This window comes from Azoarcus olearius (assembly GCF_001682385.1).
GTDB lineage: Bacteria > Pseudomonadota > Gammaproteobacteria > Burkholderiales > Rhodocyclaceae > Azoarcus > Azoarcus olearius.
Genome location: NZ_CP016210.1, coordinates 4,371,533 through 4,394,172, shown reverse-complemented (window position 1 = coordinate 4,394,172; position 22,640 = coordinate 4,371,533). Strand labels below are relative to the sequence as shown.

The 22,640-nt window shown below is 70.0% G+C and carries 25 protein-coding genes; 21 read left to right on the top strand and 4 right to left on the bottom strand.

Going from position 1 to position 22,640, the window contains the following annotated elements:
- Positions 1-282: 282 nt before the first annotated feature.
- Genes napG through dqs_RS20090 form a run of 4 tightly spaced genes read left to right on the top strand, consistent with a single transcriptional unit; the run spans position 283 to position 3,238 of the window.
- Positions 283-1,143 (top strand): ferredoxin-type protein NapG, encoded by an 861-nt coding sequence (napG, locus tag dqs_RS20105; RefSeq protein ID WP_011767663.1) that lies wholly within the window; start codon positions 283-285, stop codon positions 1,141-1,143.
- Positions 1,140-2,135, top strand: coding sequence for a quinol dehydrogenase ferredoxin subunit NapH (gene napH, locus dqs_RS20100; protein WP_236778712.1), 996 nt, complete (start codon positions 1,140-1,142; stop codon positions 2,133-2,135). Before napG ends, napH begins: the two co-directional genes overlap by 4 nt.
- Complete coding sequence (locus tag dqs_RS20095; RefSeq protein WP_011767661.1) at positions 2,132-2,584, top strand: nitrate reductase cytochrome c-type subunit; 453 nt, start codon at positions 2,132-2,134, stop codon at positions 2,582-2,584. Before napH ends, dqs_RS20095 begins: the two co-directional genes overlap by 4 nt.
- 15 nt (positions 2,585-2,599) lie before the next feature.
- Entirely contained in the window at positions 2,600-3,238 is a 639-nt protein-coding gene (locus dqs_RS20090) for a NapC/NirT family cytochrome c (RefSeq protein WP_065341551.1), read from the top strand.
- Between the two features lie 48 nt (positions 3,239-3,286).
- Here dqs_RS20090 and dqs_RS20085 read toward each other — a convergent pair whose 3' ends face one another.
- Positions 3,287-4,924: a methyl-accepting chemotaxis protein gene (locus dqs_RS20085; RefSeq protein ID WP_065341550.1), complete on the bottom strand. Its 1,638-nt coding sequence runs from the start codon at positions 4,922-4,924 to the stop codon at positions 3,287-3,289.
- Positions 4,925-5,511: 587 nt separating this feature from the next.
- Here dqs_RS20085 and ccmA point away from each other — a divergent pair.
- The 10 genes from ccmA (at position 5,512) to dqs_RS20035 (ending at position 12,915) form a co-directional block, all read left to right on the top strand.
- On the top strand, positions 5,512-6,138 hold the full coding sequence (gene ccmA / locus dqs_RS20080) for a cytochrome c biogenesis heme-transporting ATPase CcmA (RefSeq protein WP_011767658.1): 627 nt from the start codon (positions 5,512-5,514) through the stop codon (positions 6,136-6,138).
- Positions 6,132-6,800, top strand: a complete 669-nt coding sequence (gene ccmB / locus dqs_RS20075; RefSeq protein ID WP_065341549.1) for a heme exporter protein CcmB — start codon at positions 6,132-6,134, stop codon at positions 6,798-6,800. The genes ccmA and ccmB overlap by 7 nt, the downstream gene beginning before the upstream one ends.
- An 88-nt stretch (positions 6,801-6,888) precedes the next feature.
- Entirely contained in the window at positions 6,889-7,665 is a 777-nt protein-coding gene (gene ccmC, locus dqs_RS20070; RefSeq protein WP_011767655.1) for a heme ABC transporter permease CcmC, read from the top strand.
- Positions 7,665-7,886 (top strand): heme exporter protein CcmD, encoded by a 222-nt coding sequence (ccmD, locus tag dqs_RS20065; RefSeq protein ID WP_011767654.1) that lies wholly within the window; start codon positions 7,665-7,667, stop codon positions 7,884-7,886. Before ccmC ends, ccmD begins: the two co-directional genes overlap by 1 nt.
- Positions 7,883-8,329 carry a cytochrome c maturation protein CcmE gene (gene ccmE, locus dqs_RS20060; protein ID WP_011767653.1) on the top strand — a complete coding sequence of 149 codons (447 nt, stop codon included), beginning with the start codon at positions 7,883-7,885 and terminating at the stop codon, positions 8,327-8,329. The genes ccmD and ccmE overlap by 4 nt, the downstream gene beginning before the upstream one ends.
- Positions 8,326-10,302 carry a heme lyase CcmF/NrfE family subunit gene (locus dqs_RS20055; RefSeq protein ID WP_011767652.1) on the top strand — a complete coding sequence of 659 codons (1,977 nt, stop codon included), beginning with the start codon at positions 8,326-8,328 and terminating at the stop codon, positions 10,300-10,302. Before ccmE ends, dqs_RS20055 begins: the two co-directional genes overlap by 4 nt.
- A gap of 19 nt (positions 10,303-10,321) precedes the next feature.
- On the top strand, positions 10,322-10,915 hold the full coding sequence (locus dqs_RS20050; RefSeq protein ID WP_011767651.1) for a DsbE family thiol:disulfide interchange protein: 594 nt from the start codon (positions 10,322-10,324) through the stop codon (positions 10,913-10,915).
- Positions 10,916-10,988: 73 nt separating this feature from the next.
- Positions 10,989-11,441 (top strand): cytochrome c-type biogenesis protein, encoded by a 453-nt coding sequence (locus dqs_RS20045; RefSeq protein WP_050976236.1) that lies wholly within the window; start codon positions 10,989-10,991, stop codon positions 11,439-11,441.
- Positions 11,438-12,697 (top strand): c-type cytochrome biogenesis protein CcmI, encoded by a 1,260-nt coding sequence (gene ccmI, locus dqs_RS20040; protein ID WP_084018728.1) that lies wholly within the window; start codon positions 11,438-11,440, stop codon positions 12,695-12,697. The genes dqs_RS20045 and ccmI overlap by 4 nt, the downstream gene beginning before the upstream one ends.
- 8 nt (positions 12,698-12,705) lie before the next feature.
- Positions 12,706-12,915 (top strand): hypothetical protein, encoded by a 210-nt coding sequence (locus dqs_RS20035; protein WP_011767648.1) that lies wholly within the window; start codon positions 12,706-12,708, stop codon positions 12,913-12,915.
- Between the two features lie 18 nt (positions 12,916-12,933).
- On the opposite strand, the gene alr is transcribed toward dqs_RS20035, so the two are convergent.
- Both alr and dqs_RS20025 read right to left on the bottom strand, forming a co-directional pair.
- Positions 12,934-13,995, bottom strand: a complete 1,062-nt coding sequence (gene alr, locus dqs_RS20030; protein ID WP_065341547.1) for an alanine racemase — start codon at positions 13,993-13,995, stop codon at positions 12,934-12,936.
- A 61-nt stretch (positions 13,996-14,056) separates the two neighbouring features.
- On the bottom strand, positions 14,057-15,370 hold the full coding sequence (locus tag dqs_RS20025) for a D-amino acid dehydrogenase (protein ID WP_065341546.1): 1,314 nt from the start codon (positions 15,368-15,370) through the stop codon (positions 14,057-14,059).
- A 104-nt stretch (positions 15,371-15,474) separates the two neighbouring features.
- Here dqs_RS20025 and dqs_RS20020 point away from each other — a divergent pair, with 104 nt between their 5' ends.
- The 7 genes from dqs_RS20020 to dqs_RS19990 all read left to right on the top strand — a co-directional run bounded on the left by dqs_RS20020 (position 15,475) and on the right by dqs_RS19990 (position 21,598).
- Positions 15,475-16,023 (top strand): winged helix-turn-helix transcriptional regulator, encoded by a 549-nt coding sequence (locus dqs_RS20020; protein ID WP_236778711.1) that lies wholly within the window; start codon positions 15,475-15,477, stop codon positions 16,021-16,023.
- A 117-nt stretch (positions 16,024-16,140) separates the two neighbouring features.
- Complete coding sequence (locus tag dqs_RS20015) at positions 16,141-16,761, top strand: hypothetical protein (RefSeq protein WP_011767644.1); 621 nt, start codon at positions 16,141-16,143, stop codon at positions 16,759-16,761.
- Positions 16,758-18,137, top strand: a complete 1,380-nt coding sequence (locus tag dqs_RS20010) for an NAD(P)/FAD-dependent oxidoreductase (RefSeq protein ID WP_084018725.1) — start codon at positions 16,758-16,760, stop codon at positions 18,135-18,137. The genes dqs_RS20015 and dqs_RS20010 overlap by 4 nt, the downstream gene beginning before the upstream one ends.
- Entirely contained in the window at positions 18,134-19,144 is a 1,011-nt protein-coding gene (locus tag dqs_RS20005; protein WP_065341545.1) for a chorismate transformation FkbO/Hyg5 family protein, read from the top strand. Before dqs_RS20010 ends, dqs_RS20005 begins: the two co-directional genes overlap by 4 nt.
- Positions 19,141-19,992: a MipA/OmpV family protein gene (locus dqs_RS20000; RefSeq protein ID WP_065341544.1), complete on the top strand. Its 852-nt coding sequence runs from the start codon at positions 19,141-19,143 to the stop codon at positions 19,990-19,992. The genes dqs_RS20005 and dqs_RS20000 overlap by 4 nt, the downstream gene beginning before the upstream one ends.
- A gap of 20 nt (positions 19,993-20,012) precedes the next feature.
- Positions 20,013-20,801 carry a lysophospholipid acyltransferase family protein gene (locus tag dqs_RS19995; protein WP_011767640.1) on the top strand — a complete coding sequence of 263 codons (789 nt, stop codon included), beginning with the start codon at positions 20,013-20,015 and terminating at the stop codon, positions 20,799-20,801.
- A gap of 29 nt (positions 20,802-20,830) precedes the next feature.
- Positions 20,831-21,598, top strand: coding sequence for a glycosyltransferase family 2 protein (locus tag dqs_RS19990; protein WP_065341543.1), 768 nt, complete (start codon positions 20,831-20,833; stop codon positions 21,596-21,598).
- 24 nt (positions 21,599-21,622) lie between these two features.
- Here dqs_RS19990 and argC read toward each other — a convergent pair whose 3' ends face one another.
- Positions 21,623-22,546 (bottom strand): N-acetyl-gamma-glutamyl-phosphate reductase, encoded by a 924-nt coding sequence (gene argC / locus dqs_RS19985; RefSeq protein WP_065341542.1) that lies wholly within the window; start codon positions 22,544-22,546, stop codon positions 21,623-21,625.
- Positions 22,547-22,640 lie beyond the last annotated feature (94 nt).

The window sequence follows — 22,640 nt, the reverse complement described above, 5'->3', positions numbered from 1 at the left end:
GGCGCAGGCCGGTTGGCTCCCTCCCCTTCAAGGGGGTGAAGCAGGGGTTTCGGCAAGCACTGCTTGCCGCCCGCCCCAACGGGGATGCCTCCTGGCACCGGCTGCGGGGCGGCCTGATGTACTCCCTCCCCTTCAAGGGGAGGGCTGGGGTGGGGATGGGGTTGTCGCGGCGCTGAACCGAACCCCATCCGGCTCCCGACCTTCCCTCGAAGGGGGAGGAACCGATCAACAGGCGCTTGCGCGCCGCAAACCGCAGTTTCAACGACAAGCAGTCAGACCGACATGAGCAACGACCAGTCCCCCCGTGCCGGAGAGGCGGTATCCCCGCCCCGCCGCCGCTTCCTCAAGGAAGCGGCCGGCGTGGCCGGTGGCGCCGGCCTGTTGTCGCTCGGCGTCGGCCTTTACGCCAAGCAGGCCTCGGCGCTGCCGGCCACCGCGCTGCGCCCGCCCGGCGCGCTCGCCGAAGCGGATTTCCTCGCCGCCTGCGTGCGCTGTGGCCTGTGCGTGCGCGACTGCCCCTACGACACGCTGAAGCTCGCCGAACTCGGCGCCGCCACCGCCACCGGCACGCCCTACTTCGAGGCGCGCAAGGTGCCGTGCGAGATGTGCGACGACATCCCCTGCGTGGCGGCCTGTCCCACCGGCGCGCTGGACCGCGCGCTGACCGACATCGCGCAGGCCCGCATGGGTCTCGCGGTGCTGATCGACCACGAGACCTGCCTCAACTTCCTCGGCCTGCGCTGCGACGTCTGCTACCGCGTGTGCCCGGTGATCGACAAGGCGATCACGCTGGAGAAGGTGCATAACCCCCGCTCCGACCGCCACGCCATGCTGCTGCCGACGGTGCATTCCGACCACTGCACCGGCTGCGGCAAGTGCGAGAAGGCCTGCGTGCTGCCGGGCGAGGCGGCGATCAAGGTGTTGCCGGCGAAGCTGGCGCAAGGCTCGCGCGCCGAGCACTACCTGCGCGGCTGGGAAGAAAAGGAGGCCGCCGGCGGCTCGCTGATCGGCGAGCAGGTGGAACTGCCGGTGCGCGGGATGGAAGACAAGGCCTACGGCGACACCCGGCTGCGCCCGGGTGAAACGCCCGCCACCGCGCCGGCGGCCCCGGCCGGCGGGCTCGATTCGGGGTGGAAGCCATGAACGCGTCCGCACGCCCGCCCGCAGGGAGCGCGGCCTCCCGCGGAAACGATGTCCCGCAGCAGCCGGGCGGGCCGTCCGTGCCGTCGGCCGAGGACGCCGTGCCGGCGACCAGCGTGCGCGGCGCCGCCCGCCGTGGCGCGGTCGCGCGCCCCGGTGCCGAGGCGGTGGCGGCCAAGGGCTGGCTGCGCGCGCACAAGTGGCTGCTGCTGCGCCGTTTGAGCCAGTCCGGCATCCTCGCGCTGTTCCTCGCCGGGCCCTGGTTGGGGTGGTGGATCGTGAAGGGCAACCTCAGCTCCAGCCTCACGCTCGGCGTGCTGCCGCTCACCGATCCCTTCGTGCTGGCGCAATCCATCGCGGCCGGACAGTGGCCCTACCGCGAGGCGCTGACTGGCGCCGGCATCGTGCTCGCTGTCTACCTGCTGTTGGGCGGGCGCGTGTTCTGTTCGTGGGTGTGCCCGATGAACATCGTCACCGACGCCGCCGCGTGGCTGCGGCGCCGGCTCGGCCTCAAGGGCGGCAAGGTGCCGGCCGCGGCCACGCGCTACTGGCTGCTCGGCTTCGTGCTGGTGGCCGCCGCACTTACCGGTTCGCTGGCGTGGGAGTGGGTGAATCCGGTGTCGATGCTGCACCGCGGGCTGGTCTTCGGTTTCGGCCTCGCGTGGGGCATCGTCGGCGGTGTCTTCCTCTACGACCTGCTGATCGCGCCGCGCGGCTGGTGCGGCCACCTCTGCCCGCAGGGCGCTTTCTACGGCCTCCTCGGCCGCAGCGCCGGCGTCCGCGTGTCGGCCGCGCGGCGCAGCGCCTGCAACGACTGCATGGACTGCTTCGCGGTCTGCCCCGAACCCCAGGTCATCCGGCCGGCGCTGAAGGGCGTCGGTCAGGACCATCCGCTCATCCTCGCCGGCGACTGCACCACCTGTGGCCGCTGCGTGGATGTCTGCGCTCAGCACGTTTTCCGTATTACGACGCGATTCAACAGGAGCGAGTCATGAAAAAACCAGCCCGCCAATGCGTGATTGCGCTCATTGCCGCCCTCGGCATCGGCGCCTGCCTGCCTTCCGCCGTGCTGGCCGAAGGGGTGCGCAGCATCCGTGGCAACGAAGTCTCGGCGACCGAAGTGGCGCCCGGCAACTTCAAGCCCATCCCCGACCGCGCGCCGATTCCGCGCGACTACGTGCAGCAGCCGCCGCTGATCCCGCACAAGATCGAAGGCTACGAGATCAGCAAGAACTTCAACCGCTGCATGGACTGCCACGCCTGGAGCCGCTACCAGGAGACCGGCGCGACCAAGGTCAGCCTGACCCACTTCAAGGACCGCGACGGCGGCGAACTGTCGAACATCTCGCCGCGGCGCTACTTCTGCGTGCAGTGCCACGTGCCGCAGACCGATGCGCCGCCGCTGGTCAGCAACGGCTTCCAGCGTGCCGACGGCCTGCGCTGAGCGACGGAGAACGTCATGACCGACACCACCAAGCAGGGCCGTTGGACCTGGCTGCGCCGCATCGGCTGGACCGCGCTCGGCACCGCCTTCGTCGCCGGCATCGTGTTCTGGGGCGGCTTCAACTGGGCCCTGGAGATGACCAACAAGGAGCAGTTCTGCATCTCCTGCCACGAGATGAAGGACAACGTCTATCTGGAGTACCGCAACACCATCCACTACCAGAACCGCACCGGCGTGCGCGCCACCTGCCCGGACTGCCACGTGCCGAAGGAATGGGGGCCGAAGATGATCCGCAAGATCAAGGCTTCCAACGAGGTCTGGCACAAGCTGCTGGGCTCGATCGACACGCCGGAGAAGTTCAACGCCAAGCGCCTGCAGCTGGCGCAGAACGAATGGCGGCGGATGAAGGCCAACAACTCGCAGGAATGCCGCAACTGCCACAACTACGAGTATTTCGACTACTCGGTGCAGGGCCGGCGCTCCAACCAGATGCACCAGGCCGGGCTGTCGGCGGGGCAGACCTGCATCGACTGCCACAAGGGCATCGCCCACTCGCTGCCGCCGATCGAGCAGGAAATCGGCGCGGCGCGCGATTCGGTCGCACCCGAGGTGTTCCACCCGGCCCCGCCCAAGGCCGCCGAACAGGCACACTAGGCCGCGCGGTAACGAGGACGGCGGACTGCGGTGTCCGCCGTCTGTTTTTTACACGGCGTACTGCCCCACGGCCTTGCGCATGCGGTCCACCACCGCTTCCAGCCGGTGCACCATGTCCTCGGTGTCCGCCACCACGGCCACGTTCTGCTCGGTCATCGACGCGACCTGCTCGATATGGCGGGCGAGGTCCTGCAACGCCACCTGTTGCTCCCCCGAGGCGTGCGAGATTTCGGTCACGCGCTCCATCGTGACCGCCATCTCGGCATTGATGCGGTTCAGCGATTCTTCCGCCGCGCCGACGCGCTCCACCCCTTCGCCCACCTGGGTGGCGCCCGCGCGCATGGTGTCGACCGCCTGCTGCGTTTCGCTGCGGATGGTGTCGATCATCTCGCCGATTTCACGCGTCGCCTGGCCGGTGCGTTCGGCGAGCTTGCGCACCTCGTCGGCCACCACCGCGAAGCCGCGCCCCTGCTCGCCGGCGCGCGCGGCCTCGATCGCGGCGTTGAGCGCGAGCAGGTTGGTCTGGTCGGCGATCTCGCGGATCACGCCGGTGATGCGGCCGATCTCGTCCGAACGCTTGCCCAGGGTTTCGAGCTGCTCGGCCGACACCCCGACGCGGTCGGCCAGCGACTGGATGTTGCGGCTCGCGTCGCGCGTGATCCGCGCGCCTTCGTCCGACACGCGGCTGGTCTCTTCCGCCACCTCGCGGGTCGAGGCGGCATGCGCCGCAACCTCGCCGATCGACACCGTGACCTCTTCGATCGACGCCGCCGCCGAACTGGCCGCTTCGCTCTGCGTCTGCGCCGACAGGCGCACGTCGTGCACCCGGCTACCCACCTGCCCGGCGGCGCGCTCGACCTGCACCGACACCTCCGTCATGCCCTGCAGTGTGGCCTGCACCGAGGACACCACCTTGTCGGCGCGGCGGGCGAGGGCACCGATCACGTCGCGCCGTTTGAGGTCGAAGCGGTGCCGCAGGTCGCCGGTGCTCAGGATGCTTTCCAGCCAGGCCGCGGTGGCGCCGAGGTCGCGCTGGACGTGCGGCGCGTAGATCAGCAGGAAATACAGCGCGTAGAGCAGCGAGGGCACCGCCACCAAGGCCATCAGCGTCCCCGGAACCTCGATCGAGGTGAAGCCTTCGACGACCATCAGCAGGGCCTGCAGCACGGCGAGCACGCCCACCGCATTCATCTGGGCCCGCAGCGACACGGCTGCGTTCATCCACGCGGGCCGGTTGGCGACCACGCGGCCGTGATAGACCTTGATCGAGCGGTCGCCCTCGCGGATGCGCTTGTAGGCGGCTTCGGCCGCGGCAACCTCTTCGCGCGTCGGGCGCGACCGGACCGACTGGTAACCGACGATCCGGCCGCCCTCGCGCACCGGCGAGGCGTTGGCCACCACCCAGTAGTAGCCGCCGTCGCTGCGCCGGTTCTTCACCAGCCCCCGCCACGGCCGGCCCGCCACCAGGTCGGACCACATGTCCTTGAAGGCCTCCGCCGGCATGTCGGGATGGCGGACCATGTTGTGCGGCTTGCCGATCATGTCCTCGCGCGTATAGCCGCTGATCTCGGCAAAGGCCTCGTTGGCCTCCTCGATGCGCCCCTTGAGGTCGGTACGCGAGTAGATGAAAGCGCCGTCCGGGATGACGGTCTCGATTTCGTTGGTGTACGAACTGCGGGCGCGCATGCTGTTCTCCCGTCCGCGGCGCAGGGCCGTCGGATCTCTCTGAGGCGGGGCTGGAGGAAGTATGGGGAGCACGTTTCGTGCCCACGACTTTAGTTGTGTCGATTGACCGGAATGGGCCGGTTTGTCTGGCGTAGTAGCGGGGTTTGTCGCCGCAGCATGCGCATTCAAACTACAACGATAGTTATAGAAAATAAGCCCGTGCACGCCCGTTTTGTGGCTTTGTCCATGACGACAACGCGATAGGAATGGCCGCAGGTGAGTATCGCGCGAGTTTGTCCTTTTTGTCCAAGACAAAAATACATATTAGTCGATAAGTTTGGCAATAGATGCGATGTTGTCCAGGACGTACAGGCTGCGAGATGGTGGGGCTGGTAGACACGGGGACGTTCGCGCCCGGGTGCATTCAACCCTCGTGCTCTCGGGGTCTATTACCAACGGCCGAGAGGTGCGGTGGTGCGCGCCGTGCGCGCGATGCACCATCACGCGGCTGCAGCGACGGTACAAAGGCGACAGCCGGGGCCGTGATGGCGGTTTTGCGCGGTCGGCGCCATTCCCGCCGTAGCCGCCTTGTGGTTCAATCCGCCCCCATGCTCGAAGCCGAAGATCTCGCCTGCCTGAAGGGCGACCGCCTGCTGTTCCGCGGCCTCGCCCTCCGTGTGGAGGCGGGTGATCTCGTGCGCCTCGCAGGCCCCAACGGCGTCGGCAAGACCAGCCTGCTGCGCCTGCTGACCGGGCTGGCCCAGCCTGAAGCCGGTAGCGTGCGCTGGCAGGGCCGGCCGATCGCTGCCGAACGCGAGGCTTTCCATCGCGCACTGCTCTATCTCGGCCACGCCGCCGCCCTCAACGACCTGCTGAGCCCGCTGGAGAACCTGCGCTTTGCCTGCGCGGCCGCGGGCGAGGACGCCGACGTGGCGCGCTGCACCGCCGCGCTGGAACGCATCGGGCTGGGCAACCAGCTCGACCTGCCGGCGCGCGTGCTGTCGCAGGGCCAGCGCCGGCGCGTGGGGCTGGCGCGCCTGTTCCTGTCGGCGCAGCGCCCTCTGTGGGTGCTCGACGAACCCTTCACCGCGCTCGACGTGGCCGCGGTCGCCGATCTCGCCGCGACCTTGTCCGCGCACTGCGCCGCCGGCGGCATGGTGGTGCTCACCACCCACCAGGATGCGGGCTTCGCCCGTCCGCCGCGGGTGCTCGATGTCGGGGCCTGGGCATGTTGAGCGCCTTCGTCGCCGTGCTGCGGCGTGATCTGCTGCTGGCCTGGCGCGGCCGCGCCGACGTGCTGGTGACCCTGGCCTTCTTCGTCATCGTGGTGTGCCTGTTCCCGTTCGGCGTCGGCGCCGAGCCCAACCTGCTGCGCGCGATCGCGCCGGGGGTGCTGTGGGTCGCCGCGCTGCTCGCCTGCCTGCTGTCGCTGCACCGGCTGTTCGCGCAGGACCACGCCGATGGAACCCTTGAGCAACTTCTCCTGTCTAGTGAGCCTGCCGTGCTGTGGGTGACCGCCAAGGTGCTGGCGTTCTGGCTCAGCACCGGCCTGCCGGTGGTGGTGGTCGCGCCCGCGCTGGCCTTGCTGCTTGACCTCGAACAAGGTGCGCTTTCCATACTCGTTCTAAGTTTGGCGCTCGGCACGCCCATCCTCGCGCTGCTCGGCGCGGTGGGGGCGGCGCTGACCCTGGGCCTGCGCGGGGGCGGCATGCTGCTTGCGCTGCTGGTGCTGCCGCTGTTCGTGCCGGTGCTGATCTTCGGTGCCGGCGCGGTCGAGGCCGAGCTGTCGGGCACCGGCGCGGCCGCCCACCTGCTGCTGCTCGGCGGCGGGCTGGCGGGGGCGCTGGCGCTGGCGCCGTTGGCGTGCGCGGCGGCGCTGCGGATTTCGAGCGAATGACGATCAACCTTTACCCGGCCGGCGCCGTGCGCACCGGCCGCCCGGGCGACACCGCGGCGAACCGGCGCCGGCAAGCGAAGCGAACTTCATGACTACCTCCGATCGCGGTTTCAGCCTGTTCCGGTTCGCAGCGCCGCAGGCTTTCTATCCGCTCGCCGGCCGCCTTGCGCCGTGGTTCGCGGCTGCCGCCGCGGTGCTCACGGTCGTCGGCCTGTGGCTGGCCTTCTTCGTGGCGCCTACCGACGCGGTGCAGGGCGAGGTCTACCGGGTGATCTTCATCCACGTGCCGGCGGCGTGGATGTCGATGTTCATCTACCTGGTGATGGCGGGATGGTCCGCGGTGGGCCTGGTCATGAACACCCGCTTGTCCTTCATCATGAGCCAGGCCCTGGCACCAACCGGCGCAATGTTCTGTTTCGTGGCGTTGTGGACCGGCGCACTATGGGGGCGGCCGACCTGGGGCGCCTACTGGGTGTGGGACGCGCGCCTGACCTCCCAGCTGCTGCTGCTCTTCCTCTATTTCGGCTTCATCGCGCTCACCCGTGCGATCGAGGACCCGCGCCGCGCCGACCGCGCCGGCGCGCTGATCGCGATCGTCGGCGCGGTGAACGTGCCGGTGATCTATTTCTCGGTGAAGTGGTGGAACACGCTGCACCAGGGCGCCTCGGTCAGCCTCACCAAGGCGCCGTCGATGGCGTCCACGATGCTGGCCGGCATGCTGGTGATGGCCTTCGCGGCCTGGGCCTACACGCTGGCGGTGGTGCTGTGGCGGGTGCGGCCGATGATCCTGGAGCGCGAGCGCCACACCGAGTGGGTGGGCGCGGTCCTTGCGCAGGAAGCCGCGGCCGAAGGAGGGCGTGGGTGATGCAGTGGGAATCGTGGGCGGCGTTCTGGGCCATGGGGGGCAAGGGGCCCTTCGTGTGGTGGAGCTACGCGGTGAGCTTTGCGCTGATGGCGCTTGAGCTGGGGCTGCTGGTGCAGCGGCGGCGCGACACCCTGAAGCGGCTGCTGCGCTGGCGGCGCGCGGTCGGCAAGGACAAGCAAGGTGGCGGCCCGATCGGGGCCGCGGTGGAGATGGAACGATGAAAGCGCGTAACAAACGTCTGATGCTGGTCGGCGGCGGCATTGCGCTGCTGGTTGCCGCGGCGGCCCTGGTGCTGTCCGCCTTCCAGCAGAACCTGGTGTTCTTCCACACCCCGTCCGAGGTGGCGGAGGGCAAGGCGCCGGTCGGCAAGACCTTCCGCGTCGGCGGCATGGTCGAAACCGGTTCGATCCAGCGCGACGCCGACGGCGTCACCGTGCGCTTCGTCATTACCGACACCGCGAAGGTGATCCCGGTGAGCTACAGGGGTTCGCTGCCCGACCTCTTCAAGGAGGGCAAGGGCGCGGTGGTGCAAGGCACGCTCGGCGCCGACGGCCAGTTCCGCGCCACCGAGGTACTCGCCAAGCACGACGAGAACTACATGCCGCCCGAGGCCGCGCACGCGCTCGAACAGGCCCACAAGACCGCGACGACGGTGCAGCAATGATTCCCGAACTCGGACATTTCGCGCTGGTGCTGGCCTTGGTGCTGGCGCTGGTGCAGGCGGTGGTGCCGCTGGTGGGCGCGCAGCGCAACCGGCTGGCGCTGATGGCGGTGGCGCGGCCCGCGGCGCAGGGGCAGTTCTTCTTCGTCGCGCTGTCGTTCGTACTGCTGACCTGGGCCTTCGTGGTCAATGACTTCTCGGTGCAGTACGTGGCGATGCATTCCAACACCGCCACGCCGCTCGCCTACCGCATCACCGCGGTGTGGGGCAGCCACGAGGGCTCGCTGCTGCTGTGGGCGCTGACGCTGACGCTGTGGACGGTGGCGGTGACGGTATTCTCGCGCCACCTGCCGGAAGCCTTCGTTGCCCGCGTGCTCGGCGTGCTCGGCTGCATCAGCGTCGGCTTCCTCGCCTTCATGCTGGTCACCTCCAACCCGTTCGACCGCCTGCTGCCGGGCGCGCCCGAGGGCCGCGACCTGAACCCGCTGCTGCAGGACCCGGGCATGATCATCCACCCGCCGCTGCTGTACATGGGCTACGTCGGCTTCTCGGTGGCCTTCGCCTTCGCCATCGCCGCGCTGCTCAGCGGCCGGCTCGACGCCGCGTGGGCGCGCTGGTCGCGGCCGTGGACCACCATCGCCTGGGTCTTCCTCACCGCCGGCATCACCGTCGGCTCGGGCTGGGCCTATTACGAACTCGGCTGGGGCGGCTGGTGGTTCTGGGACCCGGTGGAAAACGCCTCCTTCATGCCCTGGCTGCTCGGCACTGCGCTGATCCACTCGCTGGCGGTCACCGAAAAGCGCGGCGCCTTCCGCAGCTGGACGGTGCTGCTGGCGATCGGCGCGTTCTCGCTGTCGCTGCTCGGCACCTTCCTGGTCCGTTCCGGCGTGCTCACCAGCGTGCATGCCTTCGCCACCGATCCGCGCCGCGGCCTGTTCGTGCTCGCCTTCCTCGTCACCGTGATCGGCGTGTCGCTGGTGCTCTACGCCTGGCGTGCCCCCCGGCTGGCGGGCGGCGGCCGTTTTGGCCTGGTGTCGCGCGACACCTCGCTCCTCGGCAACAACGTGCTGCTGTCGGTGGTATCGGCCTCGGTGCTGCTCGGCACGCTCTACCCGCTGTTCCTCGATGCGCTCGGCCTGGGCAAGATCTCGGTCGGCCCGCCGTACTTCGAGGCGGTGTTCGTGCCGCTGATGACGCCGGTGGTCATCCTGATGATGTTCGGCCCCTTCCTGCGCTGGAAGAACGACGACCTCGGCGCCGCGGTGCGCCGCGTGGCGCCGGCCTTCATCGCCAGCGTGGTGATCGGCGTGGGCGCCGCGTTCGCGATCGGCCATGTCACCTGGCGCACCGTGCTCGGCCTTGCGCTCGCCGCGTGGGTGGTGCTGGCCAGCCTGCAGCTGCTGGTCTCGCGCCTGCGCGAACGCGCCGGCGCGGCGGTATCGTCGCGGCTCTCCACCATTCCGGCGGCGTGGTGGGGCATGTGGCTGGCGCACCTCGGCGTTGGCGTGTTCATCATCGGCGTCACCCTGGTCGGCAGCCTCGAGCAGAACCTGGACCTCAAGATGCGCCCGGGCGAGCAGGCGGAGTTCGCCGGCTACACGCTGGCCTTCCGCGGCGTGCAGGAGATCGAAGGCCCCAACTACGATGCCGCGCGCGCCAACATCGTGATGTCGCGCGGGGGCGTCGAACTCAACACGCTGGAGCCGGAAAAGCGCGTCTATCGCGCGCAGCAGATGCCGATGACCGAAGCCGCCCTCGACGTCGGCCTGTTCCGCGACATCTATGTCTCGCTCGGCGAAGGCCTGAAGGACGGCAGCTGGATCGTCAGCCTGCACTACAAGCCCTTCATCAGCTGGATCTGGGCCGGCTGCCTGCTGATGGTCGCGGGCGGCATCTGCGCCGCGGCCGACCGCCGTTATCGCAAGCTCGCCGAGCGCAGCGCCGCGGCGGCGGCCACCGCCGGCCAGACCGCCTGAACCTGCCGTTGGAATCCCGATGAAAGCGAAGTTCCTCGTTCCCCTGATCCTGTTCCTGGTGCTGGCGGGCTTTCTTGCCTTCGGCCTCACCCTCAATCCGCGTGAAGTGCCGTCGCCGCTCATCGACAAGCCGGCGCCGGCCTTCCGCCTCGCCCGCCTCGACCAGCCGGCGCAGACCTTCGCGCTGGAGGAAATGCGCGGCCAGGTGTGGCTGCTCAACGTGTGGGCGTCGTGGTGCGTGGCCTGCCGCCAGGAGCACCCGGTGCTGGTCGATCTGGCCAAGCGCCAGCTCGCCCCCATCGTCGGCCTCAACTACAAGGAAGTGCGCGGCGACGGCGAGATCGATGCGCGCGACATGGCGCTGGAGGCGGAAACGGCGCTGGCGATCGAGCGCGCGCACGGCTGGCTGCGTGCCCACGGCGACCCCTATGCGCTGTCGGTGCTCGACATCGACGGCCGCGTCGGCATCGACTTCGGCGTCTATGGCGTGCCCGAAACCTTCCTGATCGACCAGCGCGGCAACATCCGCTACAAGCACATCGGCCCGATCACCCCGGAAAGCGTCGAGAAGATCTTCGCGCCGCGCATCGAGGAGCTGAAGCGTGCGGGCTGATTCCAGGCGGTTGCCGTTGCGCGCCCGCCGCGCGCTGACCCTGTGCGCCGCGCTGCTCGGCCTCGCCGGCGGCATGCCGGCACTGGCCGCGGACGCCGCGCCGCAGGCCCGTCCGGCGGTCGAGGACCCGGTGCTGGAAGAGCGCGTGCTGGAGTTGTCGCACAAGCTGCGCTGCCTCGTGTGCCAGAACCAGTCGATCGCCGAATCGCATGCGCCGCTCGCGGTGGACCTGCGCAACCAGGTGCGCGAGCAGTTCGTCGCCGGGCGTAACGAGGTCGAGATCGTCGACTACCTCGTCGCCCGCTATGGCGACTTCGTGCTCTACGAGCCGCCCTTCAAGACCACCACGCTGGTGTTGTGGCTCGGCCCGCTGCTGCTGCTGGTCGCCGGCGCCGGCTGGCTCGGCCTGCGCCTGCGGCGCCGGGCCGCGGAAGCGGCCACGCCGCTGAGCGACGCGGAACATGCCCGCGCCCGCGCGCTGCTCGAGGGCGGCGCCGATACCCCCAAACAGGAAGAACGTTCGTGAGTGTTTATCTGCCCTTCGTGCTGCTCGCGGCCCTGCTGGTCGCGGCGGCCCTGCTGCTGGTGCTGCCGCCCTTGTTCGGCGCGGGCCTGCAGCGTCGCCGCCGCGCGGCCGACGTCAGCACCGATGCCGGCCAGGCCGCCAGCGCGCTGACGGTGCTGCGCGAGCAGCTTGCCGAACTGGAGGCGGAACGCGCGGCCGGCACGATCGACGCCGAAACCTACGCCCGCAGCCGCGACGACCTGGAGAAGCGCGCGCTGGAGGAAGGCGAGGCCGCCGCGGCCACGGTGGAAGCCCGGCCGGCGCCGCGCCTCGCGATTGCGCTCGCGCTGGCGGTGCCGGTGCTTGCCACCGCGATCTACCTCGCCCTCGGCGAACCGGCCGGGCTCGACCCGCAGCGGGTCGCCGGCCAGGGCGGTTTCAGCCGCGAACAGGTCGCGCAGATGGTCGGCGGCCTCGAAGCCCGGCTGCAGCAGGAGCCGGACAACGTCGAAGGCTGGATGATGCTGGCGCGCTCTTACGTGGTGCTGGAAGACTTCCCCAAGGCCGCCGCGGCCTACGAGCGGCTGGTGGCGCTGGTGCCCGACAACCCCGACATCCTCGCCGACTGGGCCGACACCGTGGCAGCCCAGCACGGCAGCGTGTCCGGCCCGGCAGAGGCCATCGTCAGCCGCGCGCTCGAGGCCGACCCGAACCACGTCAAGGCGCTGCTGCTGTCCGGCACCGCGGCCTTCGAACGCAAGGACTACGCCGCCGCGTCGGCGCAGTGGGAACGTATCCTGGTGCGCATCCCGCCGCAGGAAGAAGCGGCGCGCGCGCTGCGCGCCGGCATCAACGATGCGCGCGCCAAGGGCGGGCTGCCGCCGCTCGCCGAAGCGCCGGCTCCGGCCGCCCCCGCCGCGGCTGCCGGTGCGGCGGAGGGCGGCAGCCTGACGCTGGCCGGGCGGCTCGAGATCGCGCCGGCGCTGCGCGAACGCGCGGGCGCGGACGACACCGTGTTCGTGTTCGTGCGTGGCGGGGGCGGCGGCCCGCCGCTCGCGGCGCTGCGCTTCAAGGCGGGCGAGTTGCCGCGCGAATTCAGCTTCGCCGACGCCCCGCGCATGGGCGACGGGCCGGTTCCGGCCCAACTGACGCTGACCGCGCGGGTTTCGAAGAGCGGCGACGTGGGCGCCCGCCCCGGCGATCTGGAAGGCCGGGTGGACCGCGTGGCGCCGGACGCGGGCGGCGTGGCCCTCGTGATCGACACGGTGCGCGAATAGGGCAGGTGATGGCGATCGCAGCCGGCACGCCGCAGCGCCCCGGCGGCATTGCCGACTGCCGGGGTTGCGCGGGCTACTACATCACCCACGATCCCGCCTTTCCCTACGGTTGCCGCATCCTAGGGTTCCACAGCCGGCGCAAGCCCTGCATCGAGGTGGAGGCGGCCTCCGGCGAACCCTGCCGCGGTTTCACGCCGAAGCCGGCGCGCACCGCCTAGCGCGCCGCGCGGCGCGCTTCACCCGCGGTAGCGAAAGGCCACCCGTTTGACGTTGCACAGCAGCTCGTAGGCGATGGTGCCGGCGCCGGCGGCGACCTGGTTGATCGGCACCTGCCGGCCCCACAGCTCCACCCGGCTGCCGATGCCGGCTTGAGGCAGGTCGGTGAGATCCACCGTCAGCATGTCCATCGACACCCGGCCGACCAGCATGCTCGGCTGGCCGTCGACCGCCACCGGGGTGCCGTCCGGCGCACTGCGCGGATAGCCGTCGGCATAGCCCATCGCTACCAGGCCGATGCGGCGCGGGCGCTCGGCGACGTAGCGTGCGCCGTAGCCCAGCGGCGCGCCGGCGGCGAGTTCGCGCACCGCGATCACCTCGCTTTCCAGCGTCATCACCGGCTGCAGGCCGTTACCCTCGCCGGGCATCGGGTCGGCGCCGTAAAGCAGGATGCCCGGCCGCGCCCAGTCGGCGTGCGCGTCGGGCCAGCCGAGCACCGCGGCTGAATTGGCGAGGCTGCGCGGGCCGGGCAGCCCTCGCGTGGCGGTGTCGAAATCGGCCAGTTGTTCGGCGGTGGCGATCACCTGGGGTTCGTCGGCGCGCGCGAAGTGCGTCATCAGCGTGATCTCGCCGACCTTGCCGCTCGCACGCAGGCGTTGCCACGCGCTGCCAACGGCGTCGCCGACGAAGCCGGCGCGGTTCATACCGCTGTTCACCTTCAGCCAGATGTCGAGCGGGCGCGCCAGTGCGGCCTGCTCGATCATCTCGATCTGGGCCGCGTGATGCACCACGGGCCACAGGCCATGCGCGACCACCTGCTCCAGCTCGGCGGCGTCGAACACGCCTTCCAGCAGCACGATGGTCTGGGTGATGCCGGCCGCGCGCAGCTCCAGCGCCTCGTCGAGAAAGGCGACCGCGAAACCGTCGGCCTCCGCCGCCAGCGCCTGTGCGCACCGCACCGCGCCGTGGCCGTAGGCATTGGCCTTGACCACCGCGAGGGCGCGCCCGCCGTGGCGGCTGCGGGCGAGACGGTAGTTGTGGCGGAGGGCGTCGAGGTCGATCAGGGCGGTGGCGGGGCGCATGCGTGCAGGGCGAGGGGTGGACAGGTTGGCGGCAGCGCCAGGCGGCGACTGCCGGTGAGGTTCAGGCCGCGGGGGACAGGTCGAAGCCGCTGCCGCGGCCGGTCGTCACTTTGCCATAACGGGCCAGCGCGAGGTCGTCGTGGCGGATCACCGGACGCTTTCCGGTGACGAGGTCGGCAAGCAACTGGCCGGCACCGCAGGCCATTGTCCAACCCAGTGTGCCGTGGCCGGTGTTGATGAAGAGTTCGGGGTAGGGGGTGGCGCCGACGATGGGGGTGCCATCGGGCGTCATCGGCCGCAGCCCGGTCCAGAACTCGGCGCCGCCCAGGTCGGCCGCGCCGGGGAACAGATCGCCGGCGACCATTTCCAGCGTGGCCCGGCGGCGCGGGTCGAGGCGCAGGTCGAAGCCGGCGATCTCCGCCATGCCGCCGATGCGGATGCGTTCGTCGAAGCGGGTGATCGCGATCTTGTAGGTTTCGTCGAGCACCGTGGACACCGGCGCGGCGGCCGCGTCCACCAGCCGCGCGGTGAGCGAATAGCCCTTCATCGGATACACCGGCAGCGCCAGCCCGAGGCTGGCGGCGAGCGCGCGCGAATAGCTGCCGAGCGCGAGCACATAGCGGTCGGCCTTGAGGACGTCCTCGCCGGCCGCGCTGCCGATGCGCACGCCGTCGATGTGGCCGCCGCGGTGCGCCAGCCCGCGCACGTCGATGCCGAAGCGGAAGTCCACGCCCAGCTCGGCCGCCTGCGCGGCGAGGCGGGCTGTGAAGAGCCGGCAGTCGCCGGTTTCGTCGTTGGGCAGCCGCAGCCCGCCGGCCAGACGGTCGCGCCGGGCCGCGAGCGCGGGTTCGGCGTCCGCCAGGTGGTCGCGGTCGAGCAGTTCGAAGGGCACGCCGCAGGCCTCCAGCACCGCGATGTCGCGCGCCGCCGCCTCGTACTGGGCCTCGGTCCGGAACAGCTGCAGCGTGCCGCGGCTGCGTTCTTCGTAGTGAATGCCGCTGTCCGCGCGCAACTGGCGCAGGCAGTCGCGGCTGTATTCGGCCAGCCGCATCATGCGGGCCTTGTTCTCGGCATAACGGCCGGCGCGGCATTGCGCCAGCATCGCGAGCATCCAGCGCAACTGGAACAGCGTGCCGTCCGGGCGGATCGCCAGCGGCGCGTGGCGCTGGAACAGCCACTTCAGCGCCTTCAGCGGAATGCCGGGCGCCGCCCACGGCGTCGAGTAGCCCGGCGAAACCTGGCCCGCGTTGGCGTAACTCGTCTCCAGCGCCGGTGCCGGCTGGCGGTCGAGCACGGTGACGCGGGTGCCGTTGCGGGCGAGATACCAGGCGGTGGTGGTACCGATGACGCCGCTGCCGAGGACGATGATATGCATGGCCTATGCTTGCCGTTTGTGGTGATTAAGTGCACTTTAGCCGCACTGGTGCAGTGACTTTCTCTTATTGAAATGGGGCACACGGTGAAAAATTCCGAATTTGGATGTCTTCGCGCTGTTTCTCCGTTGAAACCCGCGCGGCGGGCTCCGCGACGGGGGCGGCGGTGAAGGCGGGAGGCCGCGCGGGCGTCGCGCTCGACCGCATCGACCGCCGCATCCTCGACCTGCTGCAGAAGGAAGGGCGCCTGCCGATGACCGAACTCGCGCAGCGGGTGGGGCTGTCGCCCACGCCGTGCACCGAGCGCGTGCGCCGTCTGGAACGCAGCGGCGTGATCACCGGCTACCACGCCCGCGTCGATCCCCATGCGCTCGGCAAGCCTTTGCTGGTGTTCGTCGAGATCAAGCTGTCGGCGAAATCGGGCGACGTGTTCGACCGGGTGAAGAAGGAGATGCTGTTCATCCCCGAGGTGATGGAATGCCATCTCGTGTCGGGCGATTTCGACTACCTGATCAAGGCGCGGATCGCCGAAATGGCCGAGTACCGCCGCCTGCTGGGCGACATCCTGCTGAAGCTGCCGGCCGCGGCCGAGTCGCGCAGCTACGTGGTGATGGAGGAGATCAAGGAGAGCCTTTACCTGCCGCCGAACGCCTGAGCGGCGGGCCGGGACCGCCGCCGCGCAATATCGTTCGCGAACTGCGTCAGAGTGCATTCAACCCGTATGGCGGCTGCGGTATAGTCCGCGGCTTGGGATGCCTGCCGGAGGGTCACGATGAAGCCGATTGCCGCCAATCCGCCCGCGGCCGCCGGGCTGCTGCGCCGCGCACTCGCAGCGCTTGCCGCCGTCGCCGCGCTGGGCGCCTGCAAGACCACCGAAACCACGCTGGCCAGTCCGCTGCTGCAGGGCTACACCTGCTGCAACCTGCGTTACGACGGCGACTGGATCAGCGATTCCAACTACGCCAACCTGCCGATGGTGCCCGCCGGGACGCCGATCAAGGTGCTGAGCTACGGCCGCGATCGCGCCCACGTCGATCTGGGCGGCAAGCCGTTCCGCCTCGGCCACGACTACGGCAGGGCGGAGGAAAGCACCGAGCGCTGGGTATCGAAGCTGGTGGTGATCGAGGACCCGAACCAGAAGCTGGCCACCTACCCCAAGCAGGTGCAGGCCGCGATCCGCGCCGGCCAGGTCATGAAGGGGATGACGCGCGAGCAGGTCATCATGGCGGTCGGCTACCCGCTGACGAGCGAGAACCGCAGCCTCGACGCGCCGGTGTGGCGGCTGTGGTGGTCGAGCTTCGGCGAATACCAGGTGGAGTGGGACAAGCAGGGCCGGGTGAAGGACATCACCGGTCATCCTGAAACCTTGAAGATGATGGTGTACAAGCCGTGAACATTGCCGACCAAGCGGTAGACAAACCCTTTTCCCGCCCGGCCACGGGCGCAGCGGCCGAGGTGAGCGAGCGCGACTGCGATGTGCTGGTGATCGGCGGCGGGCCCGCCGGCTCCACGGTGGCCACGCTGCTCGCCGAGCGTGGCCACCGCGTCACCCTGCTCGAGAAAGACCACCACCCGCGCTTCCACATCGGCGAATCGCTGTTGCCCGCCAATCTGCAGTTGTTCGACAAGCTGGGCGTCGGCGACGAAATGCGCGCGATCGGCATCGAGAAGCACGCGGCCGAATTCGTCTCGCCGGATCACGACTGCACCCAGACCTTCCGCTTCGCCGACGCCTGGGACAAGTCGATGCCGTACGCCTATCAGGTGCGGCGCTCCGAGTTCGACCACATCCTGCTGCGCAACGCCGCGCGCAAGGGCGCGGAGGTGATCGAGGGCTGCAAGGTCAAGGACGTCGAGTTCCACGCCGACGGCGCCAGCGTGGCCGCGGAGCGCGAGGACGGCCGCCGCGAGCGCTGGCAGGCGCGCTTCGTGATCGACGCCTCGGGCCGCGACACCTTCCTCGCCAACCGCATGCGGGCCAAGCACCGCAACCCGCACCACAACAGCTCGGCCCTGTACGGCCACTTCGCCAACGCCAAGCGCCATTGCGGGTCGGCCGAGGGCAACATTTCGATCTACTGGTTCGAGCACGGCTGGTTCTGGTTCATTCCGCTGGCCGATGGCGCCACCAGCGTCGGCGCGGTGACCTGGCCCTACTACATGAAGCGGCGCAACGGCCGCAGCCTGGACGCCTTCCTGCTCGACACGATCGCGCTGTGCCCGCCGCTCGCGGAGCGTCTGGGCGAAGCACGGCTGGTGTCCGACGTGCATGCCACGGGCAACTTCTCGTACACCACCGACCATACCCACGGCGACCACTACCTGCTGCTGGGCGACGCCTACGCCTTCATCGACCCGGTGTTCTCGTCCGGCGTGATGCTGGCGATGCAGGGCGCGTTCTATGGCGCCGAGGCGGTCGACACCTGCCTGCGCAAGCCGGCGCAGAAGCGCGCCGCGCTGGCGCGGTTCGACAAGGCCGCGCGCCACGGCCCGCGCCAGTTCTCGTGGTTCATCTACCGCATGACCAACCCGACGATGCGCGACCTCTTCATGGGCCCGCGCAACCCGCTGCGGGTCAAGGACGCGCTGATCTCGCTGCTGGCCGGCGACATCTACGGCAAGACGCCGATCTGGGCCTCGCTCGCCGTGTTCAAGCTGATCTACTACACCGCGGCGCTGCGCCATCTGCCGCGTACGCTGGCCGCGCTGCGCCGCCGCCGCCGCAACATCCGCCCGGTCGAAGACCAGGAAATGGCGTCCCACGCATGACGGTTGCCGTCGTACCGGAATTCGACTGGCAGGGCGCCGCCGGCGGCGAGGCCGACCTGCTCGGCCTGCTGCACTTCGGCATGCCCGCCGCGCCGCCAACCGCCGCGCCGCAGTTGCGCGTTGCCGCCCCGATGCTGGCACCCGCGCCGGTGTGGCAGGCCGGCTGGCGGCTCGATGGAGAACCGAGTGCCGGACACGCCGGGCGGGTGCATTACCGCTGCGCGGATGGGCTGCTGTTCGGCGTGCTGACGGTGGCGGAAGCGGATTTCGCTGCCGCCGATCCCGCCACCGCGCTGCAACGGGCTACCACCCACGCCTTTACCGAGGTTTTCGCGTGTGCGGACGCGCTCGCACACCCGCGCCTGCTGCGGGTGTGGAACTACCTGCCGCGCATCAATCAGGTGGAGTTCGGGCTGGAGCGCTATCGCGCCTTCAACGCCGGACGCCAGCTCGCATTCGCCGCCAGCGGCCGCACGCTCACGGGGGAGGTCCCGGCGGCGTGCGCGCTCGGCAGCGCCGACGGCGAGCTCGCGATCGCCTTCATCGCCACCACCGGGCGTCCGCGCGCGGTGGAAAACCCGCGCCAGCTCAGCGCCTACCACTACCCCGCGGAGTACGGTCCGCGCAGCCCCACCTTCTCGCGCGCCGCATTGCTGCAACACGGCGGCGGCACACTGCTGTTCGTGTCCGGCACCGCCAGCATCGTCGGCCACCGCAGCGTGCACCTGGGTGACGCGCGTGCGCAGACGGTCGAAACCCTGGCCAACATCGAGGCCGTACTGACCGAGGCCGGGCGCGTCGGGGGCGAACGTTTCGCTGCCGACAGCCTCGCCTACATCGCCTACGTGCGCCACGCCGCCGACTACCCCGCGGTGCGCGCGGAGGTCGAGGCCCGACTCGGCCCGCGCGCTGCGGTCGCCTACGTGCAGGCCGACGTCTGCCGCGCCGAACTGCTCGTCGAGATCGAGGCGAGCGGCGGCCACCCGATCCGAGGATGGAATCCATGAAGTCGTTTGCCGCGGCGTTGCGCCGCTCCTTCGCCGCCGCGCTTGCCGTGGCCGGCGCGCTGGCGGCCGGTGCCGCGCAGGCCGAGGAAAAACCGCTGTGGGAGGCCGGGCTGGGGGTCGGTGTGCTGTCCTTTCCGGATTACCGCGGCTCGTCGCGCCAGCGCAATCACGCGATCGCCGTGCCCTACTTCGTCTATCGCGGGGATTTCTTCAAGGCGGACCGCGACGGCATCCGCGGCGTCTTCCTCGATACCGAGAATGTCGAGCTGAACCTCAGCCTGGCGGCCTCGCTGCCGGTGGATAGCTCGGGCAACAGCGCCCGCCGCGGCATGCCCGACCTGCGCCCCACGGTGGAGTTCGGCCCCTCGCTGGAGATCAACCTGTGGCGCGCCGCGGACCACAACGCGCGTGTCGACCTGCGCCTGCCGGTCCGGATCGGCTATGCGGTCAAAGGGCCGGTCAAGCCGGTCGGCGTCACCTTCAGCCCCTTTCTCAACCTCGACGTCGATCCCTTCGGCCACTCGGGCTGGAACCTCGGCGTGATGGCGGGGCCGATCTTCGCCAACGCGCGCCAGCACCGCTACTTCTACGACGTCGAGCCGCAATACGCGCTGCCCGACCGCCCGGCCTACCGCGCCTCCGGCGGCTATTCCGGCTCGCAGTTCATCGCCGCGCTGTCGAAGCGCTTCGACAGCTACTGGGTGGGCAGCTTCGTGCGCTACGACACCCTGCGCGGCGCCGCCTTCGCCGACAGCCCGCTGGTCGAGCGCGAGCGCGCGTGGGCCGCCGGCGTCGCGATTGCCTGGGTGCTGGGCGAATCGTCGCGCAAGGTCGAGGTTCAGGACTGAGCCCTCCCGGAGTTCCACCCGTGCCGCGCCGGTTTCCCGCCTTCTACGAGTATTTCTGCCTCTACTTCGGGCTGTTCAGCCTCGGGCTGATGTGTCTCGCATGGACGCCGTTTGCCGCCCTGCTGTATCCGCTGCTGCCGGAACGGCTCGGGCGCCGCATCGGGCGGCGTGCGATCACCACGGTGTTCCGGATCTACATCCGCGAACTCTCGCTGCTGCGCGCGTGCCGCTTCGACATCACCGCGCTCGATGCGCTGCGCGACCAGGGGCCGATGATCCTGGCGCCCAATCACCCCTGCCTGCTCGACGCGGTGATGGTGATATCGCGCCTGCCCAACGTGGCCTGCATCATGAAGGCGGCGCTGCTCAAGAACATCTTCCTCGGCGGCGGCTCGCGGCTGGCCCGCTACATCCCCAACGAGAAGCCGCTGCAGATGGTGTATGCGGCCTGCGACGACCTGGCCCACGGCAGCCAGCTGCTGATCTTCCCCGAGGGCACCCGCACCGTGCGCGCGCCGGTCAACCCGATCATGCCCAGCGTCGCGCTGATCGCACGCCGCGCCAAGGTGCCGGTGCAGACCCTCATCATCGAGACCGACTCCGCCTACCTGTCCAAGGGCTGGCCGCTGTTCCGCCGCCCGGCGATGCCGATCCACTACCGCATCCGGCTCGGCCGCCGGTTCGACCCGCCGAAGGACGCTGCCGCGTTCAGCGCCACGCTTGAAGCCTATTTCGCCGACGAGCTGGCGCGGGCACAATTCGTCCCCCCGCCGTTCCCGGCGGCTGCCGCCGACGCTCCGGCGGCCTGAACCCTGCCACCGCCCCGCGCGGCCGCCGTATGACTTCCCTGCCTTCCGCCACCCATGCGGTGCTGATCCCGAGCTACAACCCCGGCCCCAAGGTCTTCGACACGGTGCGGGCGGCGCGCGCGCAATGGAGCCCGGTGTGGGTGGTTGTGGATGGCAGCACCGACGGCACCGCCGAACAACTGGTCGAACTCGCCAGGACCGACCCCGGCCTGCGCGTGTTCGCGCTGCCGCAGAACCAGGGCAAGGGCGCGGCGGTGCTGTTCGGCCTCGACGAGGCCGCGCGTGCCGGCTACACCCATGTGCTGACGATGGACTCCGATGGCCAGCATCCGGCGGAGCTGATCCCGCGCTTCATGGACACCTCGATGAAGACGCCGGCGGCGATGATCCTCGGCAAGCCGGTGTTCGACGCCAGCGCGCCGCTGCTGCGGGTGCGCGGGCGCAAGGTGTCCAACGCCTGGGCCAACCTGGAGACGCTGTGGATGGGGATCGGCGATTCGCTGTACGGCTTCCGCGTCTATCCGGTGGAGCCGCTGCGCCGGGTGATGCGCGGCCAGCGCTGGATGCGCCGCTTCGACTTCGATCCGGAAGCGGTGGTGCGGCTGGCTTGGCGCGGGGTGCGGCCGATCAACGTCGATGCCCCGGTGAAATACTTCCGCGCCGACGAGGGCGGCGTGTCGCACTTCAACTACTGGCGCGACAACGCGCTTCTGACGTGGATGCACAGCCGGCTGTTCGCCGGCTTCGTGCTGCGCCTGCCGCTGTTGCTGTGGCGGCGGCTGAGCGGCCGGGCCTGACCCGACCGCCGCGCCAGGGCCGCGTCAGAGCCCCAGCATCAGCTTGAGGTTCTGCACCGCCGCGCCGCTGGCCCCCTTGCCCAGGTTGTCCAGCCGGGCGATCAGCACCGCGTGGCGGTATTCCTCGTTGGCGAAGACGCGGATCTCGAGCCGGTTGGTGTCGTTGAGCGCGAGCGCGTCCAGCTTGCCGTCCTCGGTGGCAGGCAGCACCTGCACGAACTGCTCCGGCGTGTTGCTCTGCGCGTAGTGCGCCGCGTAGGCGGCTTCCAGATCGGCGGCGCGCGGCTTGCCGGGCAGGGCGTCGAGATGCAGCGGCAGCTGCACCAGCATGCCCTGGCGGAAATTGCCGACCGCGGGGATGAACAGCGGACGGCATTCCAGCCCGGTGTATTGCATGATTTCCGGGATGTGCTTGTGCTTGAGGCCGAGCGCGTAGGCCTCGTGCAGCGGCGCGGTGCCGGCCTCGTAGGCTTCGATCATGCTGCGGCCGCCGCCGGAGTAGCCGCTGACCGAGGGCAGCGACACCGGGAAGCCGGCCGGCAGCAGGCCGGCGTCGATCAGCGGGCGGATCAGCGCGATCGCGCCGGTGGCGTAGCAGCCCGGGTTGGCGACCCGCTCGGCGCCCGCCACCGCCTGGGCGTGACCCGCGGTCAATTCCGGGAAGCCGTACACCCAGCCCGGCGACACCCGGTGCGCGGTGGAGGCGTCGATGATGCGCGGGCGCTTGCCCGGCAGGCCATCGATCAGCGCCACCGATTCGCGCGCGGCGTCGTCGTGCAGGCACAGGATGACCAGATCGACGCCGGCCATCAGCTCGCGCTTGGCGCCGACGTCCTTGCGCAGTTCGGGCGCGATGGAGACGAGTTCGATCTGCGGCATCTGCTGCAGCTGGTCGCGGATCTGCAGGCCGGTGGTGCCGGCTTCGCCGTCGATGAAGACCTTGGGCATGGCGGTTCCTGAAAGAAGAGGCAGGTCGACACCGGTGTGGCCGGTGTCGTTCAAGCCGTGTGTTGCGTATTGCGGGGGTTGTTCATTCTAGCTG